The sequence below is a fragment of the Nocardioides sp. genome, from assembly GCF_044226305.1.
Classification (GTDB): domain Bacteria; phylum Actinomycetota; class Actinomycetes; order Propionibacteriales; family Nocardioidaceae; genus Nocardioides.
Genome location: NZ_JBGAHF010000034.1, coordinates 1 through 18,294, shown reverse-complemented (window position 1 = coordinate 18,294; position 18,294 = coordinate 1). Strand labels below are relative to the sequence as shown.

16 protein-coding genes, 1 tRNA gene and 2 rRNA genes are annotated in these 18,294 nt (G+C 72.0%); 11 read left to right on the top strand and 8 right to left on the bottom strand.

All coding sequences use genetic code 11. The features are described from left to right. The 6 genes from ACILQ5_RS20990 to ACILQ5_RS20965 all read left to right on the top strand — a co-directional run. Positions 1-288, top strand: a 23S ribosomal RNA gene (locus ACILQ5_RS20990); the annotation flags it as partial. A gap of 142 nt (positions 289-430) precedes the next feature. Beyond that, a 5S ribosomal RNA gene (gene rrf, locus ACILQ5_RS20985) occupies positions 431-547 on the top strand. A 99-nt stretch (positions 548-646) separates the two neighbouring features. Beyond that, complete coding sequence (locus tag ACILQ5_RS20980; RefSeq protein WP_395659978.1) at positions 647-1,582, top strand: tetratricopeptide repeat protein; 936 nt, start codon at positions 647-649, stop codon at positions 1,580-1,582. Positions 1,583-1,610: 28 nt separating this feature from the next. Further along, a complete protein-coding gene (locus tag ACILQ5_RS20975; protein WP_395659977.1) occupies positions 1,611-2,447 on the top strand; it encodes a PP2C family protein-serine/threonine phosphatase in 837 nt (278 codons plus the stop codon). Positions 2,448-2,464: 17 nt separating this feature from the next. Beyond that, positions 2,465-3,385 (top strand): alpha/beta fold hydrolase, encoded by a 921-nt coding sequence (locus ACILQ5_RS20970; RefSeq protein WP_395659976.1) that lies wholly within the window; start codon positions 2,465-2,467, stop codon positions 3,383-3,385. A 137-nt stretch (positions 3,386-3,522) separates the two neighbouring features. After that, entirely contained in the window at positions 3,523-4,056 is a 534-nt protein-coding gene (locus tag ACILQ5_RS20965) for a DUF3145 domain-containing protein (protein ID WP_395659975.1), read from the top strand. A gap of 19 nt (positions 4,057-4,075) precedes the next feature. Here the strand turns inward: ACILQ5_RS20965 and ACILQ5_RS20960 are convergent, their stop codons facing one another. From ACILQ5_RS20960 to ACILQ5_RS20930, 7 genes are all read right to left on the bottom strand, one after another. After that, on the bottom strand, positions 4,076-4,561 hold the full coding sequence (locus tag ACILQ5_RS20960) for a hypothetical protein (protein ID WP_395659974.1): 486 nt from the start codon (positions 4,559-4,561) through the stop codon (positions 4,076-4,078). A gap of 38 nt (positions 4,562-4,599) precedes the next feature. Beyond that, entirely contained in the window at positions 4,600-6,033 is a 1,434-nt protein-coding gene (locus ACILQ5_RS20955; RefSeq protein ID WP_395659973.1) for an acyl-CoA carboxylase subunit beta, read from the bottom strand. Next, the gene (locus ACILQ5_RS20950; protein ID WP_395659972.1) at positions 6,033-7,283 is read right to left on the bottom strand and encodes a beta-ketoacyl-[acyl-carrier-protein] synthase family protein; all 1,251 of its coding nucleotides are present in this window, start codon (positions 7,281-7,283) and stop codon (positions 6,033-6,035) included. The genes ACILQ5_RS20955 and ACILQ5_RS20950 overlap by 1 nt, the downstream gene beginning before the upstream one ends. Before the next feature lie 60 nt (positions 7,284-7,343). Beyond that, positions 7,344-7,589, bottom strand: a complete 246-nt coding sequence (locus ACILQ5_RS20945) for an acyl carrier protein (protein ID WP_395659971.1) — start codon at positions 7,587-7,589, stop codon at positions 7,344-7,346. A 56-nt stretch (positions 7,590-7,645) separates the two neighbouring features. Beyond that, positions 7,646-8,647, bottom strand: coding sequence for a beta-ketoacyl-ACP synthase III (locus tag ACILQ5_RS20940; protein WP_395659970.1), 1,002 nt, complete (start codon positions 8,645-8,647; stop codon positions 7,646-7,648). Next, complete coding sequence (locus ACILQ5_RS20935; protein ID WP_395659969.1) at positions 8,647-9,837, bottom strand: acyltransferase domain-containing protein; 1,191 nt, start codon at positions 9,835-9,837, stop codon at positions 8,647-8,649. The genes ACILQ5_RS20940 and ACILQ5_RS20935 overlap by 1 nt, the downstream gene beginning before the upstream one ends. A gap of 90 nt (positions 9,838-9,927) precedes the next feature. Continuing rightward, entirely contained in the window at positions 9,928-11,118 is a 1,191-nt protein-coding gene (locus tag ACILQ5_RS20930; protein WP_395659968.1) for a PucR family transcriptional regulator, read from the bottom strand. 135 nt (positions 11,119-11,253) lie between these two features. Here ACILQ5_RS20930 and ACILQ5_RS20925 point away from each other — a divergent pair, with 135 nt between their 5' ends. Beyond that, positions 11,254-12,189, top strand: a complete 936-nt coding sequence (locus ACILQ5_RS20925; RefSeq protein ID WP_395659967.1) for an alpha/beta fold hydrolase — start codon at positions 11,254-11,256, stop codon at positions 12,187-12,189. Positions 12,190-12,205: 16 nt separating this feature from the next. Here the strand turns inward: ACILQ5_RS20925 and aceE are convergent, their stop codons facing one another. Beyond that, complete coding sequence (gene aceE, locus ACILQ5_RS20920) at positions 12,206-14,962, bottom strand: pyruvate dehydrogenase (acetyl-transferring), homodimeric type (protein ID WP_395659979.1); 2,757 nt, start codon at positions 14,960-14,962, stop codon at positions 12,206-12,208. A 232-nt stretch (positions 14,963-15,194) separates the two neighbouring features. On the opposite strand from aceE, the gene ACILQ5_RS20915 reads away from it, so the two are divergent. The 4 genes from ACILQ5_RS20915 to ACILQ5_RS20900 all read left to right on the top strand — a co-directional run bounded on the left by ACILQ5_RS20915 (position 15,195) and on the right by ACILQ5_RS20900 (position 18,153). Next, positions 15,195-15,635 carry a DUF3052 domain-containing protein gene (locus ACILQ5_RS20915; RefSeq protein ID WP_395659966.1) on the top strand — a complete coding sequence of 147 codons (441 nt, stop codon included), beginning with the start codon at positions 15,195-15,197 and terminating at the stop codon, positions 15,633-15,635. 93 nt (positions 15,636-15,728) lie between these two features. After that, positions 15,729-17,378 carry an AMP-binding protein gene (locus ACILQ5_RS20910; RefSeq protein WP_395659965.1) on the top strand — a complete coding sequence of 550 codons (1,650 nt, stop codon included), beginning with the start codon at positions 15,729-15,731 and terminating at the stop codon, positions 17,376-17,378. A 34-nt stretch (positions 17,379-17,412) separates the two neighbouring features. Further along, positions 17,413-17,877: a peroxiredoxin gene (locus ACILQ5_RS20905; protein ID WP_395659964.1), complete on the top strand. Its 465-nt coding sequence runs from the start codon at positions 17,413-17,415 to the stop codon at positions 17,875-17,877. A 201-nt stretch (positions 17,878-18,078) separates the two neighbouring features. Continuing rightward, positions 18,079-18,153 (top strand) — tRNA-Val (locus tag ACILQ5_RS20900). The last annotated feature ends 141 nt before the right edge of the window (positions 18,154-18,294 follow it).

Sequence of the window (18,294 nt, the reverse complement as noted above, 5' to 3'; positions counted from 1 at the left end):
CCCTATCCGCCGCGCGCGTAGGAAACTTGAGAAAGGCTGTCCCTAGTACGAGAGGACCGGGATGGACGAACCTCTGGTGTGCCAGTTGTCCCGCCAGGGGCACGGCTGGTTAGCTACGTTCGGAAGTGATAACCGCTGAATGCATCTAAGCGGGAAGCACGTTTCAAGATGAGGTTTCCCACCCCCTCGAGGGGTTAAGGCCCCCAGCAGAACACTGGGTTGATAGGCCGGAGGTGTACAGCAGCAATGCCCAGCCGACCGGTACTAATAGGCCGAGGGCTTGTCCCACAAACCCTCAACCAAGACAACACCACCAGCAGAGATCTGCTCGCGTCCACGAATCCAGCACAGGATCCACCACACAACACAACAGTGGCTTGGATGTGCGCCTCCCCGGCAGACGAGGGGAGATGCCGCACTCCGCAAGAGTTACGGCGGCCATGGCGAGAGGGAAACACCCGGTCCCATCCCGAACCCGGAAGTTAAGCCTCTCAGCGCCGATGGTACTGCAACCGCGAGGTTGTGGGAGAGTAGGACGCCGCCGGACATTCTTTGAAGAGCGCACCAGTTGCGCACTCCGTAGAGGCCACCGCAAGGTGGCCTCTACGTGCATTTGCCGACACATCGAACCGAGGAGCACCCCGTCGTGGCCGACCAGCGCCGTCCCCAGCGTCCGACCGGCAAGGGCAAGCCCCCCGCGCGGAGCGGCGGGAAGCCCCCGGCACGCGGCGGCAAGCCGGACAGCAAGGGCCGCCCCCAGGAGGGCGGCAAGTCCTCGACGCGGGCCGCCGGCAAGTCGGCGGGGCCGAGCTCCTTCGACAAGTCGCGCGGCGGTCGCCCGGCCCGGAAGGGCGAGTGGCGCCGGCCGGTCGAGAAGCAGGCGCCGCGGACCGCGGACCAGGCCGTCTACGACGGTCCCGAGCTGCCGCCGGAAATCACCGGGGCCGAGCTCGACCGCGCCGTGACCGCCCAGCTCAAGGGGCTGCCGGAGAAGCTCGCCGCCCGCGTCGCCCGACACCTCGCGGCCGCGGGTGCCCTCCTCGACGAGGACCCCGAGACCGCCTACCAGCACACCCTGGCCGCCCGCGCCCGTGCGCCCCGGCTGGCCGTGGTCCGGGAGGCGACCGGCGAGGCGGCGTACGCGTCGGGGCACTACGCCGAGGCGCTCGCCGAGCTGCGGGCCGCCAAGCGCATGAACGGCGCGACGGCGTACCTCCCGATCATGGCCGACTGCCACCGGGCCCTCGGCAAGCCGCAGGAGGCGCTGAAGCTGGCGAAGAGCCCGTCGGTGGCGAACTTCAGCGCCGAGGCCAAGGCGGAGATGACGATCGTCGAGGCCGGTGCCCGACGCGACCTCGGGCAGCTCGATGCCGCCCTGCGGACCCTCGAGCTGGCGCCCCTCACCTCGAAGAGCCGGTCGTCGTGGGTGGTCCGGCTGCGCTACGCCTACGCCGACACGCTGGAGGCCGCCGGACGTGACCAGGACGCCCTGGCGTGGTTCCACCGCACGCACGCGATCGACAGCGAGGAGCTGACCGATGCCGACGAGCGCGCTGCGGCCCTCGAGAAGCGGCTCGGCTGAGCGTTTCCGAGCTCACCGTCGGGGGTAGATGACCTCCCGCGTGATCGGAGGTCCTGCAGTGCTGCGCTTCTCGGGCGCCGGCGTCAGCGACGTCGGTCTGGTGCGTGCTGACAACGAGGACTCGGCCTACGTGGGTCCCTACCTCGTGGTGGTGGCCGACGGCGTCGGCGGGGCGGCGGCCGGTGAGGTCGCGTCCGCGACGGCGACGCACGCGATGGTGACCACGGTCGTCGACCGAGCCGACGACCTCCCCGAGGTCGTGCTCCGCGAGGGTGCGGAGCTGGCGTGCGCGAGCGTGCAGCGGGGCGTGCAGGCCGACCTGCGCCGCCTCGGCATGGCCACCACGTTGACCGCGCTGGTCTGCGACGGCCGGCGCGCGGTGCTCGGGCACGTCGGCGACTCCCGGGCCTACCTGCTCCGGGGCGGCCGGCTCGAGCAGGTCTCCCGCGACCACACCTACGTGCAGCGCATGGTCGACAACGGCGAGATGGACCGCGGGACCGCGCTGCGGCACCCGTGGCGCCACGTCGTGCTCCGGTCCGTGGACGGCGACCCCGTGCACGAGGCGATCGACCTGGTGCCGGTCCCGATCGCGGCCGGCGACCGGGTGCTGCTGTGCAGCGACGGCCTGACGGACCTGGTGCCCGACCCGGCCGTCGCCGACCTGCTGGTCAGCACGCCGGACCCGCACTCGGCGGCCGCGGTGCTCGTGCGCGCCGCCCTCACCGCCGGTGGTCGCGACAACGTCACCTGCGTCGTCGCGGACGTCGTCGACGGCCCCGAGGTCGTCGGCGAGGGCCGGTTGCTCGGCGCGGCGTCCGAGCTGGCCAACGTCGTGGATCCGCGGTCGGTACGCGGCCGCTGAGGTGGCATACTCCCGGTATGAGCAATGTCCGGCGACCGGCTCTCGAGGGGACGGTGGCGGTCCGTGACGACCGCCGGCTGAGCTTCGCCGAGTACGGCCCCCGCCGCGGCCCGGCGATCGTGTGGATGCACGGCACCCCCGGCGCCCGCCGGCAGATCCCGCTCGAGGTCCGGGAGTACGCCGACCAGCGCGGGGTGCGGATCATCGGGCTCGACCGCCCCGGGATCGGCTCCTCGACGCCGTACCTCTACCCGGAGATCCTCGACTGGACCCGGGACCTCGAGCTGGTCCTCGACACCCTCGGCATCGACACCGTCCGCCTGATCGGGCTGTCCGGCGGCGGTCCCTACGTGCTGGCCGCCGGTGCCGCGCTGCCCGACCGGGTGCACGGCATCGGCGTGCTGGGCGGCCTGGCGCCGACCCAGGGGGTCGATGCCGTCGAGGGCGGGGTGATCCAGCTCGCGGTCACGCTCGCGCCGCTGCTGCGCGTCGCCCGGGTCCCGCTCGGCGTCGTGCTCACCCAGGGCATCCGGCTGGTCCGACCGCTCGCCGGGCCGGCGCTCGACCTCTACGCCGCGGCGCAGCCGGAGGGGGACCGCAAGCTGCTCGGCCGCCCGGAGTTCAAGGCGATGTTCCTCGACGACCTGCTCAACGGCAGCCGGTTCCAGACCTCGGCGCCGATCAACGACCTGGTGCTGTTCACGCAGTACTGGGGCTTCGACGCCGCCGACGTCCGGGTGCCCGTGCGGTGGTGGCACGGCGACGACGACCACATCGTGCCGTTCCGGCACGGGCTGCACATGGTCGAGCGGCTGCCGGACGCGACCATGTCGGTGATCGACGGGGAGAGCCACCTCGGCGGCCTCGGGATCGCCCAGGACGTCATCGAGACGCTGATGGAGCTGGGTCCGCGCCGCGCGGACGTCGTGCCACGCTGACCGGCCGAATCAGGCTGATCAGTGGTGTTCAGGCGCCTCATGCGCCACAATGGTCGTGACAACTACATCGCTGTCACTTCCGACCGCACTCATCTGCGAATCCGAGCCCGCTGGGGAAGGCGTAGCTCGCGCCGAAGATGAAGGAGGTCACGGTGACCGCACGCACCGCAACCCGCACCGCGACGAGGGGCGTCCTCTACGTCCACTCAGCGCCCTCAGCGCTGTGCCCGCACATCGAGTGGGCCGTCAGCGGCGTCCTCGGCGCGCCCGTGAGCCTGGACTGGACCCCGCAGCCGGCGCAGTCGGGGGCCTACCGTGCCGAGCTGTCCTGGACCGGTGAGGTCGGGGCCGCCGCGGCGATCGCCTCCGCCCTCCGGGGCTGGAACCACCTGCGCTTCGAGGTCACCGAGGAGTCCACGGCGTCCTCCGAGGGAGCGCGCTACTCCTACACCCCCGAACTCGGCGTGTTCCACGCGGTCACCGGCCTGCACGGGGACCTGATGATCCCCGAGGACCGGCTCAAGGCGGCGGTGGTCAAGGCGGCCCTCGGCGACACGACGCTGCTCGCCGAGATCGACAAGCTCCTCGGGAAGCCGTGGGACGACGAGCTGGAGACGTTCCGGCACGCGGGCGAGGGCGCCCCCGTGCGCTGGCTGCACCAGGTGGTCTGAGCCGGCCCGCCGCGCGCCGTCAGGGCCGTCGCAGGCGGAAGTGGGACGGCTGGAACCAGCGGATGTGCTCGCCGGCGTCGGTGTACCAGGTGAGCTTGGCCCGGATCGTGAACCGGCCGGGGTGCGTGGAGTAGCGGCAGAAGCGGAAGATCCCTCGCCCGCGCTTGGGGTCGGAGTCGGCCGAGTAGGCCCCGGAGGCGATGGTGTCGTCGGTGCGGTCGTCGAGGAACGTCTCGAGGGTCCAGTCATCGGTGCGCACCGCCACGACGTAGCGGTAGCGGTGGTCGTGACAGCCCTGGCGCAGCACGCCGTCGTCGGCGTGGGTGTGCCCGACCTCGCGGCGGCTCGGGCGTTCGTGGCCGCCCGGCGGCTGGCCGACCAGGTGGCCGACCAGCCCCGAGACCGGGTCGGACGGCGGGTCGGCAGCCGCCGGGACGGCGGTCAGCGCGCCGACGGCGAGGACGGCGCCGGCAAGCGTGGCTCCCGAGCGTGTGACGGGCGTCATGGGAGGTCCAACGGGGCACCCCGCGTGGGTGTTACGGGTCAGAGCGGGATGTTGCCGTGCTGGCCGCGCCGCACGCCGCCGTCCTGGACCGCGTCCTCGATGGCGCGCGCGATCGTCGTCCGGGTGGACCTGGGCTCGACGACCTCGTCGACGACCCCGATCTCGATGGCCTTCTCGACCCCGCCCGCGATCCGCTCGTGCTCGGCGGCCAGCTCGGCCTCGACCTGCGGGCGGATGTCGGGGGCGACCTCGGCCAGGCGGCGGCGGTGCAGGATCCGGATCGCGGCGACCGCACCCATGACGGCGACCTCCGCGCCCGGCCAGGCGAAGACCTTGGTCGCGCCGAGGGACCGGGCGTTCATGGCGATGTAGGCGCCGCCGTACGTCTTGCGGGTGACCAGCGTGACCCGGGGGACGACGCACTCGCCGAAGGCGTGGAGCAGCTTGGCGCCGCGGCGCACCACCCCGTCCCACTCCTGGCCGACGCCCGGCAGGTACCCGGGGACGTCGACGAGGACGACGAGCGGGACGCCGAAGGCGTCGCACATGCGCACGAACCGGGAGGCCTTCTCGGCCGACAGCGAGTCGAGGCAGCCACCGAGGCGCAGCGGGTTGTTGGCGACGACGCCGACGGTGCGGCCGCCGAGCCGGCCCAGGGCGGTGACGATGTTGGGCGCCCACCGGGCGTGCAGCTCCTGGGTGGTGCCCTCGTCGAGGACGGACTCGACCAGCGGGTGCACGTCGTAGGCCCGCTTCTTGGACTCCGGCAGCAGCGCCTCCAGGTCGCGGTCCTCGACCTGGTCGACGGCCATCGCGCCCTGCGCGCCGAGGAGCGAGGCGACGCCGCGGGCGCGGTCGAGAGCCTCCTGCTCGGACTCGGCGAGGATGTGGACGACACCCGAGCGCCGGCCGTGGGGCTCGGGGCCGCCGAGGCGGAGCATGTCGACGTCCTCACCCGTCACCGAGCGGACCACGTCGGGACCGGTGACGAAGATCCGGCCCTCGGGGCCGAGGATGACGACGTCGGTGAGGGCGGGGCCGTACGCCGCGCCGCCGGCCGCCGGGCCGAGCACGACCGAGATCTGCGGGATCTTGCCCGAGGCCTGGGTCATCACGTGGAAGATCCGGCCGACCGCGTGCAGCGAGAGCACGCCCTCGGCCAGGCGGGCGCCGCCGGAGTGCCACAGCCCGATGATCGGGACGCCGTCGGTCATCGCCAGGTGGTACGCGTCGACGACGACGCGGCAGCCGAGGTCACCCATCGCGCCACCCATCACGGTGGCGTCGGAGCAGAAGGCGACCACGCGGGTGCCGTCGACCTGGCCGACCGCGGCGATCATGCCCGAGTCGTCGTCGGGGGTGATCAGCTCGAGAGTGCCCTCGTCGAGGAGCGCCGTGAGCCGGTGCACCGGGTTGCGGGGGTCCTCCTCGCGGGGGAGCTTCGCCGCCTTCGGGGTCGCGGTGGCCGTCATCAGACGCTCCCGAACGCGACCGCGACGTTGGCGCCGCCGAAGCCGAAGGAGTTGTTGAGCGCCGCGATGTCGCCGAGCGGCAGGTCGCGAGGCTTGGTGGCGATGTCCAGCTCGACCTGCGGGTCCTGGTTGTCCAGGTTGATCGTCGGGGGAGAGACCCGGTGGTGGAGGGCGAGCACCGTCGCGACCGCCTCGAGCGCACCCGCGCCACCGAGCAGGTGGCCGGTCATCGACTTCGTGCTGGTGACGACGACGTCGGTCGCGTGGGCGCCCAGCGTCGCGTGCAGCATCAGGCCCTCGGCGATGTCGCCCTGGGGCGTCGAGGTCGCGTGCGCGTTGACGTGGACGATGTCCGTCGGGCTGACGTCGCCCTCGGAGAGCGCCCGGAGGATCGCCCGGGAGCCGCCGCGGCCCTCCGGGTCGGGCTGGGCGATGTCGTGGGAGTCGGCGGTGATGCCCGCGCCGAGCACGGTCGCGTAGATCCGGGCGCCGCGCGCCTGGGCGTGCTCCTCGGACTCGAGGACCAGGACGCCGGCGCCCTCGCCGAGGACGAACCCGTCCCGGGCGAGGTCCCAGGGCCGCGAGACCGCGGTCGGGTCGCCGCCCTCCTCGCCGCTCGCGGTCTTGGAGAGCGCCATCATGTTGGCGAACGCCGCCATCGGCAGCGGGTGGATCGCCGCCTCGGTGCCACCGGCCACGACCACGTCGGCGCGACCGAGGCGGATCTGGTCGACGGCGTGGGCGATCGCCTCGTTGCCGGACGCGCACGCGGAGACCGGCGTGATGACCGCCGCGCGCGCCCCGACGTAGAGGCTGATCTGTGCTGCCGGTGCGTTCGGCATCAGCATCGGCACGGCGAGGGGGGAGACCCGTCGCGGGCCCTTCTCCTTCAACGTGTCGTAGTTGTCGAGGAGCGTCGTCACCCCGCCGATGCCCGACGCCATGCAGACGCCGAGCCGCTCGTTGTCGAGCTCCGCGTCGACCAGGCCGGCGTCGGCCCAGGCCTCCATCGCGGCCACCATGGCGAACTGCGAGGAGCGGTCCAGGCGGCGGGCCTTGACCCGCTCGAGGACCTCGGTGGGCTCGACCGCGATCCGGCCGGCGATCTTGACCGGCATCTGCTCGGCCCACTCGTCGGTCAGGAAGCGGACGCCCGAGCGTCCGTTGACCAGGGCGTCCCACGTGCTCGCCACGTCACCCCCGACGGGGGAGGTGGTCCCGAGACCGGTGACGACGACTCGCTTCGGCATGGTGCTCCTCAGTGCTGCTGCTGGTACTGCTGGTGGCGTGGCTCGAGAGCCGGTCCGGGCTCAGGCCTGGGCGCGCTCGATGAAGGCGACGGCGTCGCCCACGGTCTTGAGGTTCTTGACCTCGTCGTCGGGGATCGAGACGCCGAACTTCTCCTCGGCGGCGACGACCACCTCGACCATGGACAGGGAGTCCACGTCCAGGTCGTCGACGAACGACTTGTCGAGCTGGACGTCGTCGGCGTCGATGCCGGCGACCTCGTTGACGATCTCGGCGAGGTCGGCGCGGATCTCCTCGGTGGATGCCATGTTGTGCGTTCCCTTCGTCGTGCGTTGTCGGTGCGTTGGCCCGCGGGTGCGGGTTGCTAGGGGACGGTGACGACCTGCGCGGCGTACGCGAGGCCGGCACCGAAGGCGATCAGGAGGGCCGTGTCGCCGCTGCGCGCGTCGCCCTCCTCGATCATCCGGTCGAGGGCGAGCGGGATCGACGCGGCCGAGGTGTTGCCCTGCTCGGCGATGTCGCGGGCGATCTTGACCCGCTCGGGGAGCTTCATCGCCCGCGCCATGGCGTCGGTGATGCGCATGTTGGCCTGGTGGGGGACGAAGACGTCGAGGTCGTCGATCCTGACGCCGGCGCGGTCGAGTGCCTGCTGGCCGGTCTTCGCCATCTGGAACGACGCCCAGCGGAAGACCGCGTTGCCCTGCATCACCAGGTGGGGCATCTCGGGTGCCTCCGAGGCGACCACGTCGCGCCAGTCCTCGCGCTGCCGGATCAGGTCGAACTGCTCGCCGTCGGAGCCCCACACGACCGGACCGATGCCCGGGGTCTGGCTGGGTCCGACGACGGCGGCGCCGGCGCCGTCGGCGAAGATGAACGCGGTGCCGCGGTCACCGATGTCGGTGATGTCGGAGAGCCGCTCGACGCCGATCACGAGCACGTGGCCGGCGGTGCCTCCGCGCACGAGGTCGGACGCCAGGGCGATGCCGTGGCAGAACCCGGCGCAGGCCGCGGAGATGTCGAACGCGGCGGCCTGCTCGGTGCCGAGCTCGTGGGCGATGGCGGTGGCGATCGCGGGCGTCTGGAGCAGGTGGGTGACGGTCGCGACGATCACGCAGTCGACCTGCTTCGGGTCGACGCCGGCGCGCTCGAGCGCCTGCCGGGCGGCGGCCACGGACATGACCTGGACGGTCTCCTCGGGCGTCGCCCAGCGACGTTGCCGGATCCCGGAGCGCTGCTGGATCCACTCGTCGCTGGAGTCGATCGCCTCGACCACCTCGGCGTTGGGGATCACCCGCGACGGGCGGTAGGCACCGATGCCGAGGATCGCCGCGTGCGGAGCGCCCTGGGCCTGGGTGAGGTCGGCCATCACTGACCACCCTCGGGGTGCAGGCGGATGAGCGGCTGGCCTGGGGAGACCGGGTCGCCGTCCTCGACGAGCCACTCGACCACCTGGCCGCCGTGGGCGGCGGTCACGCCGGTACGGCCGCGCAGGCTGGCGACGTCGCCGATCGTGGTGCCGGCGGGAAGCACGTCCAGGCCGGCGGCCTCCTCGGCCACGTGGAAGGTGCCCTTGACGGGGGACACGACCATCCGCCAGGTGGGGCTGGTGCCGATGCCCACGCCGGACGCCTCGCCGTGCTTGGCGCAGAACTCGCGGGCCGCGTCGAGCTGGTCGGGGGTCTTCAGGGCGAACGTCTCGACGCCCTTGAGGGCGCGCTTGGCGATGCCGGTCAGGGTGCCGGCCGGCGGCATCTCGAGGATGCCGGTGACGCCGAGGTCCTCCATCGTCTCCAGGCACAGGTCCCAGCGGACCGGGCTGGCGATCTGGCCGACGATGCGGGCGAGGACGTCGCGCCCGTCGTGGACCACCTTGCCGTCGCGGTTGGAGATGACCCGGGTGCGCGGGTCGTGGACCGACACCGACCGCGCCAGCCCGGCCAGGTGGCCGACGGCCGGGGCCATGTGCTGGGTGTGGAACGCGCCGGCAACGCTGAGCGGCATCAGCCGGGCCTTGGTCGGCGGCTCCTCGGCGAAGGCCTGCAGCTGCTCGAGCGTGCCGGCAGCGACGATCTGGCCGGGACCGTTGTCGTTGGCAGCGGTCAGCCCGTGCTTGTCGATCGCGGCGAGGACCTCCTCGCGGTCGCCACCCAGGACCGCGGTCATCCCGGTCGGGGTCAGACCGGCGGCCTGCGCCATCGCCTTGCCGCGCTCGCGGACCAGCACCATGGCCTGCTCGGCGGTGATCACGCGGGCGCCGGTGGCGGCACCGATCTCCCCGACGCTGTGGCCGGCGACCGCGCCGACCTGCTCGAAGGCGTCGGACGGGTGGGGGAACACCTCGAGGACGGCGACCAGGCTGGTGGCGACGAGCAGCGGCTGCGCGATCTCGGTCCGGCGGATCGTGTCGGCGTCGGCCTCGGTGCCGTAGTGGGCCAGGTCGAGACCGGCGACCGTGGCGAGCCAGTCGAACCGCGACGCGAAGGTCGGGTCCTCGAGCCAGGGCAGAAGGAAGCCAGGAGTCTGGGCACCTTGGCCGGGAGCGACGATCACGAGCACGGTCTCCACTGTGCCGGGCGGAGGGCCCCGGCCTCGCCTCGGGCACCGACGAAAAGGCCACGCCGAAGTTTGTAGGTTTCCTACAACTTCCTAGAGGGTCCGGGCGGACTGGCGGCCGAGCACGAGCGCGATCTCGAGCGTGAACGCGTCGCGGGGGTCGGTCGGGGACAGGCCGGTCAGGTCGGCGACCTGGCGGAGCCGGTAGCGGACGGTGTTGGGGTGCACGAACAGGGCCCGGGCGGCCGCCTCGAGGGAGGTGCCGCGCTCGAAGTACGCCGAGATGGTCTCGATCAGCGTTCCGCGCGCGTGCAGCAGCGGGAGGTAGACCTCGTCGACCAGGTGCCGGCGGGCGTGGCCGTCCCCGGCCAGGGCGCGCTCGGGGAGCAGGTCCGCGCTCCGGACCGGGCGCGGCGCGTCGGGCCACCCGGGCGCGGCCCGCAGCGCGGAGAGCGCCGCCCGCGCGGACACGTGGGCCTGGCCGAGGTCGGTCGTGACCGGCCCGACGACGACCGGCCCGTCCCCGAAGTGGTCCGCGACGTGCTCGGCGGCGGCCCGCGGGTCGTCCACCCCGCCGAGGACGACCACGAGCCGGTCGCCCTGCACCGCGCACAGTGCGTCCATCCCGGCCGACCGGGCGGACCGGCGTACCTCGTCGAAGGTGTCGGTGTCGCTCCGGTCGGTGGCGCCGCTCCCGAGGACGACGGCGACCTGGCCGCGGCCGGCCCAGCCCAGTGCGCTCGCCCGGGACAGCAGCGTCTCGTCGGGCTCCGAGCGCAGGACGGCGTCGACGACGAGCGCCTCGAGGCGGGCGTCCCAGGCGCCGCGCTGCTCGGCGGCGCGGGCGTAGACCTCGGCGGTCGCGAAGGCGACCTCGCGGGCGTAGCGGAGCACGGCGGCCTGGACGTCGTCGGCGTCGGCGGGCTCGAGGAGCTCCCCGACGTTGCTCTCGACCACCTCGATCGAGAGGCGCACCAGGTCGACGGTCTGCTGGAGGTTGATCACGCCGGCGAGGTCGCGAGGCGCGGCTCCGAACACCGAGGCGACCATCTCGCTGCCCCCGGGTGCGGGCTGGTCGGCCGCGAGCCGGTACCAGTCGACGAACCCCCGGATGCCGGCCTGCACGATGACGCCGACCCAGGAGCGGTCCTCGGCGCTGAGGTCGCGGAACCACGGCATGTCGGTCTCCATGCGCGCCATCGCCGCCGTGCTGAGCGCCCCGGACGCCCGCTGCAGGGCATCCGCAGCCCGCTGCGGGGCCGATGTGCCCTTGCGTCGCGTCACCTGCACACGCTAGGGCACCCGTCGAGGCGGCGTAAAACCCCGGTAAATCAACGGGAATCGCTCTCCCCAGGAGCGGGTACCTCTGGTTGAATCACGTTCAACAGTCCTCCGGGGCTGACCATCCAGGGAGGCTCCGTGTCCGGCAGTGACGTCCAGTTCCTGACGATCAACGGGCACCGTCGAGCCTTCGTCAGGGCCGGCTCCGGCCCCGCCCTGCTGCTGCTGCACGGACTCGGCTGCGACCACACCACGTGGGACGCCGTCATCGAGCCGCTCTCGCGGCGCTACACCGTCATCGCCCCGGACCTCCTGGGCCACGGCCAGTCCGACAAGCCACGCGCCGACTACACCCTCGGCGGCTTCGCCAACGGGATGCGCGACCTGCTCACGGTGCTGGGCATCGACAAGGTGACCGTCGTGGGGCACAGCTTCGGCGGCGGCGTCGCGATGCAGTTCGCCTACCAGTTCCCCGAGCGCACCGAGCGCCTGATGCTCGTCGCGTCCGGCGGCCTGGGACCCGAGGTGACCCCGGCGATCCGTGCCATCAGCCTGCCGGGGTTCCACCCCGTGATGCGGGTGCTGACCCTGCCCGGGCTCCGGCAGGTCGGCATGGCGGGTTTGCGCGCCCTGGCCGGGACCGGGATGTCCGCCACCCGCGACCTCGGCGAGGTCGCCGCGATCTACGACACGTTCCGCGACCCGCGGGCCCGCCACGCGGTCCGGCACGTCGTCAAGGCCGTCGTCGACTGGCAGGGCCAGGTGGTCACCATGGCGGACCGCGCCTACCTCACCGAGGCGATGCCGCTGTGGGTCGTCTGGGGGCGCGACGACAAGGTGATCCCGGTGCAGCACGCGAACCACGCCGCCGAGCTGGCGCCGCGGGCCCGGGTCGAGGTGTTCCCCGACTCCGGGCACTTCCCGCACAAGGACCACCCCGAGCGGTTCGCGCGGCTGGTCCAGGAGTTCACCCGCACGACCGAGCCCGCGGCGTACTCGCGGGCCCGGTTCCGTGCGCTGCTCAAGGCCGGCGCCGTGCCGGACTCGCTGCGCGCGGTGTCCGACACGGCGTGATCGGGACGCGCGAGGACTAGGCGTCCCCGCCCTCCTGCTTCACGTCCGCGACCGCCGTCGGGTCGTCGATGCGGTACTTCGCGAACGCCTGCTCGACCTTCTCCCGCTCGATCTCGCCAGCGTCGGCCAGCGCCTGGAGCGTCTGCACGACCACGGACTCGGCGTCGATGTGGAAGAACCGGCGGGCGGCGGGCCGGGTGTCGGCGAAGCCGAACCCGTCGGCGCCCAGCACCCGGTAGTCGCCGGGCACCCAGCGCGCGATCTGGAGCGGCACGGCCCGCATGAAGTCCGAGACCGCCACGACCGGTCCGCTCGTGCCGCCGAGCTTGTCGGCGACGTACGGCGTCCGCGGGTTCTCGCCGGGGTGCAGGAGGCTCCACTCCTCGGCCGCCACGGCGTCGCGGGCGAGCTCGTTCCACGAGGTCACCGACCAGGTGTCCGCACGCACGCCCCAGTCCTCGGCGAGGATCCGCTGCGCGTCGGCGACCCAGGGGAAGCCGACGCCGGAGGCGAGCAGCTGCACCCGCGGGCCCTCGCCCTCGGCGGTCGAGACCCGGTGCAGGCCCTTGAGGATGCCGTCGACGTCGACGTCGTCGGGCTCGGCCGGCTGCGGGACGGGCTCGTTGTAGACGGTGAGGTAGAAGATGACGTCCTCACCCTGGCCGTGCGGGCCGCCATCGCCGTACATCCGCTCGAGGCCGGCCTTCATGATGTGGCCGATCTCGTAGGCGAAGGCCGGGTCGTAGTGCACGACCGCCGGGTTGGTCGCGGCCAGGAGCGGGGAGTGCCCGTCGGCGTGCTGCAGGCCCTCGCCGGTCAAGGTCGTGCGGCCCGCGGTCGCGCCGATCAGGAAGCCCCGCGCGAGCTGGTCGGCCATCGCCCAGATCGAGTCACCGGTGCGCTGGAACCCGAACATCGAGTAGAAGATGTAGAACGGGATCATGTGCTCGCCGTGCGTCGAGTACGCCGAGCCCGCGGCGGTCGCCGAGGCCACGGCACCGGCCTCGGAGATGCCCTCGTGGAGCATCTGGCCCTGCGCCGACTCCTTGTAGGAGAGCAACAACTTCCGGTCGACCGACTCGTACTGCTGGCCGCCCGGGTTGTAGACCTTCGCGCTCGGGAACATCGAGTCCATGCCGAAGGTCCGGTACTCGTCGGGCGCGATCGGGACGACGCGCTGACCGATGCCCGGGTCCTTCATCCAGTCCTTGAGCAGCCGGACCACGGCCATCGTGGTGGCCACCTTGTGCTTGCCGCCGCCCTGCTTGAGCTCGGCGTACATCTCGTCGCCGGGCAGGGTGAGGGTCTTGGCCCGCACGACCCGCTTCGGCAGCGAGCCGCCGAGCTGCCGGCGGCGGTCGAGCATGTACTGGATCTCGGGGGACTCCGCGCCCGGGTGGAAGAACGGCGCCGCGCCGGTCTCCTCGTAGGAGCGCTCCAGGTCGCGGTCGGAGATCGGGAGGTAGAGCCGGTCCCGGAACCGCTTGAGGTCGTCCTGGGTGAGCTTCTTCATCTGGTGCGTGGCGTTCTTGCCCTCGAGGGCGTCGATCGTCCAGCCCTTGATGGTCTTGGCCAGGATCACCGTCGGCTGCCCGACGTGCTTGGTCGCGGCGTCGAAGGCGGCGTAGACCTTGCGGTAGTCGTGGCCGCCGCGCGGCAGCTTCACGATCTGCTGGTCGGTCATGTGCTCGACCATGGCGCGCAGCCGGGGGTCCGCCCCGAAGAACTGCTCGCGGATGTAGTCGCCGCCCTCGGTCGAGTAGGTCTGGAACTGGCCGTCGGGGGTGGTGTTCATCTGGTTGACGAGGACGCCGTCGACGTCACGCGCCAGGAGCTGGTCCCACTCGCGGCCCCAGACGACCTTGATCACGTTCCAGCCGGCGCCCCGGAAGTTGGCCTCGAGCTCCTGGATGATCTTGCCGTTGCCGGTCACCGGACCGTCGAGCTGCTGCAGGTTGCAGTTGACGACCCACACCAGGTTGTCGAGCTCCTCGCGGGCCGCGACGCGGATCGCGCCGAGCGACTCGGGCTCACCCATCTCGCCGTCGCCGAGGAAGGCCCAGACGCGCTGCTCGCTGGTGTCCTTGACGCCGCGGTTCTGCAGGTAGCGGTTGAACCGGGCCTGGTAGATCGAGTTGATCGCGGTGAGGCCCATCGAGACCGTCGGGAACTCCCAGAACTCCGGCATCAGCCGCGGGTGGGGGTACGACGACAGGCCGGCGCCCGGCCCGTGCTGGACCTCCTGGCGGAACCGGTAGAGCTGCTCCTCGGTCAGCCGCCCCTCGAGGTAGGCACGGGCGTACATGCCGGGGGAGGCGTGGCCCTGGATGTAGACCTGGTCGCCGCCGCCGGGGTGGTCCTTGCCGCGGAAGAAGTGGTTGAACCCGACCTCGTAGAGGCTGGCCGACGACTGGTACGTCGCGATGTGGCCGCCCACCTCGAGACCCTTGCGGTTGGCCGAGGACACCATCACCGCGGCGTTCCAGCGGATGAACGCGCGGATCCGGCGCTCGGTCTCCTCGTCGCCGGGGAACCAGGGCTCCCGCTCGGGCGGGATCGTGTTGATGTAGTCGGTGCTGCGCAGCGCCGGGACCCCGACGTTGGACTGGCGGGCGCGCTCGAGCAGCCGCAGCATCACGTAGCGGGCGCGCTCGCGGCCGCGCTCCTCGACGAGCGAGTCGAAGGAGTCGAGCCAGTCGGTGGTCTCGTCCGGGTCGATGTCCGGGAGCTGGGTGGGCAGGCCCTCGTGGATGACGGTCGGGGTGGTGCCGATCCGCGAGGTGCCGGTGCCGGAAGGGGTGGTCACGTCTTCGGTCACCCGGCCATCGTCCCACGCGACCCGAAGCCGGAGAATTTACCGACGGGTAGTCCCACGGAGCGTGCATCCGGGCCGACCGGGTTGCGCCCGTGTCGCAACTCCGGTGGACTACTCCCCACTCCCAGGGGTTCCTCGGAGTGCCACGGACACATCAGACACGGACAGAGATTCGTCGAGGAGGCGGAAGGTGAGCGCGACGCCGGGTGGCGGACCCACCCAGACCGAGACCGGTGGGGGACCGGCCGGCCGGCTGGGCTTTCGGCCCGGCATGGTCGTCCAGGAGCTGGGCTGGGACTCCGACACCGACGACGACCTCCGGGTCGCCATCGAGGACGCAGTCGACGCAGACATGGTCGACGGGGACTACGGCAACGTGGTCGACGCCGTCCTGCTGTGGTTCCGCAACGAGGACGGGGACCTGGTCGACAGCCTGGTCGACGCCCTCACCGACCTGGTCGGTGGTGGCGCGATCTGGCTGCTCACCCCGAAGGTCGGACGGCCCAACGCCGTGGACCCGACCGACATCGCCGAGGCCGCGCCGATCGCCGGCCTCTCCCAGACCACGACCGCGACCGTGAGCAAGGACTGGGCCGCGACCCGTCTCGTCGCCCCGAAGACGAGGGCCTAGACGCCGGACGCGCCAGCGGGCGCCACGTGACCCGGGACCGTTCCGGCCGACGCTCGTTGGACGGCCTACCGACCCGCTGACGAAAGGCAACGCGTGCTCCAGGACGTCCTCCAGAAGGCCCTCGCGGGCGCCACTGCGACCGGCACCACGCTCAAGGTGCTCGGGGAGGCCGGCGTCATCCGACCCCACCATCCCCTCGGCCTCGCGCGGGCCGCGCGGGCGCTGCGGTCGTGGGGCACCGGCCCCGCGGGCGGGTTCACGGCGGCGGCGAAGCTCGACCCCCGTCGTACCGCGATCGTCGACGAGCTGGGCTCGCTGACCTTCGACGAGGTGCACCGCCGGTCCAACGCCCTCGCGCGGGCGTTCGCCGAGCTCGGCGTCACCGAGGGCAGCGGCGTCGCCCTCATGTGCCGCAACCACCGCGGCTTCGTCGACGCCAGCATCGCCGCCGCGAAGCTCGGCGCGGACATCCTCTACCTGAACACGGCGTTCGCCGGGCCGCAGCTGGTCGACGTGCTGGAGCGGGAGCAGCCGACCCTCGTCGTCCACGACGAGGAGTTCACCCACCTGCTCGAGAAGGCCGACGCCGGCACGTCGGTGCTGGCCTGGACCGACGGCGACGCCGAGGACCCGACGCTCGAGGCGCTGATCGCCTCCCAGCCCGACGACGACCTCGAGCCGGTCGAGCGGCACGGTCGGATCGTCATCCTGACCTCCGGGACGACCGGGACCCCGAAGGGCGCCCCGCGCAGCGAGGCGGGCATCGACGCGGCCGTCTCGCTGCTGTCGCGGATGCCGCTTCGCTACGGCTGGCGCACGCACATCGCAGCGCCGCTGTTCCACACCTGGGGCTTCGCCCACCTCGCCCTCTCGATGCTGCTGGGGTCCACGGTCGTGCTGCGCCGCCGCTTCGAGCCGGAGGCGTGCCTGGCGGTCGCCCAGGACGAGCGGTGCGACTCGCTGGTCGTGATCCCGGTGATGCTGCAGCGGATGATGGCGCTGCCGGAGGACAAGCTGCACCGCTACGACCTCTCCCACGTCAAGGTCGTCGCCTCGTCCGGGTCGGCGCTGCCGGGCGACCTCGCGCTGGACTGGATGGACCACTTCGGCGACAACCTCTACAACATCTACGGCTCGACCGAGGTGGCCTACGCGTCCATCGCCACCCCGGAGGACCTCCGTGCGGCGCCCGCAGCGGCGGGCAAGCCGCCGTACGCGACGATCGTCAAGATCCTCGACGAGCAGGGCAAGGAGCGGCCCGTCGGCGAGACCGGCCGGATCTTCGTCGGCAACGGGCTGCTCTTCGAGGGCTACACCGGCGGCGGGCACAAGGAGGTCGTCGACGGGCTGATGTCGACCGGGGACGTCGGTCGGTTCGACGAGGACGGCCGGCTGCACGTCGAGGGCCGCGACGACGAGATGATCGTGTCCGGGGGCGAGAACGTCTTCCCCAAGGAGGTCGAGGACTGCCTGATGCGCCACGACGCGGTCGTCGAGGTCGCCGCCGTCGGCATCGACGACCCCGACTTCGGCAAGCGGCTGCGCGCGTTCGTCGTCACCGACCGCGAGGTGGGCGAGGACGAGCTCAAGGGCTGGGTGAAGGACAACCTGGCCCGCTACAAGGTGCCGCGCGAGATCGTGTTCCTCGACGAGCTGCCCCGCAACGCGACCGGCAAGGTGCTCAAGCGTGAGCTCGACAAGGAGCCGGACCCCGAGGCCGGGGCCGACACCGACACCGAGTGAGGGACTGTCGCCGGCAGGTGACAGGATTCGGGTCATGACCGGACTCGAGCTGGGCGGAGCGGCGCCCGACTTCACGCTGCGCGACCAGTTCGGCCAGGACGTCTCGCTGGGCTCGTTCCGGGGCCGCAAGGCGGTCGTGATCTTCTTCTACCCCTACGCGTTCTCCGGGGTCTGCACGGGGGAGATGTCGCAGATCCGGGAGCGGCTCGCGGAGTTCCTGACCTTCGAGACCGAGGTGCTCGCGATCTCCTGCGACCCCGTCTACTCGCTGCGCGCGTTCGCCGACCAGGACCGGCTCAACTTCCCGCTGCTCTCGGACTTCTGGCCGCACGGCGAGGTCGCCCGGGCCTTCGACGTGTTCGACGAGGAGCGGGGCTGCCCGCGGCGCTCGTCGTACGTCGTCGACAAGGACGGCCGGGTCCGCTGGGCGGTCCACAACGCGATGCCCGAGGGCCGCGACCTGGACGAACATCTCAAGCAGCTGACCGCCGTTCTGTGACCTCCTGACGCTCCGGTCTAGACCGATCTGCGCAAAATCCAACGGTTTGCGAACGATCCCGCGACATCACTTGGACGCCGATCTAGTCTTGTTCTTGCTGGACCGCAGGTGACCCGAGACGCCTGCGGTCCAGCTTCATTTCCGGGCCGGTCGGTGCGTAAGGTGTGCCCCGCTCCGGGAGCCGCTCCGCCCCGGGGTCACGGGCGTATAGCTCAGCGGTAGAGCACCTCCCTTACAAGGAGGTGGTCGGGGGTTCGAATCCCTCTGCGCCCACCACTGTGATCTCTCAGGAGATCCCGGACAGGCCGGACCCCGGGTCGGGGTCCGGTCTTCTGTTTGTGTGGGGTTGGGGTCCGGGTGGTCGGCCGAGTGGCTGGTAGTTGCGGGCGGGGTCGATGGTGAGCTCGCGGAGGAGCT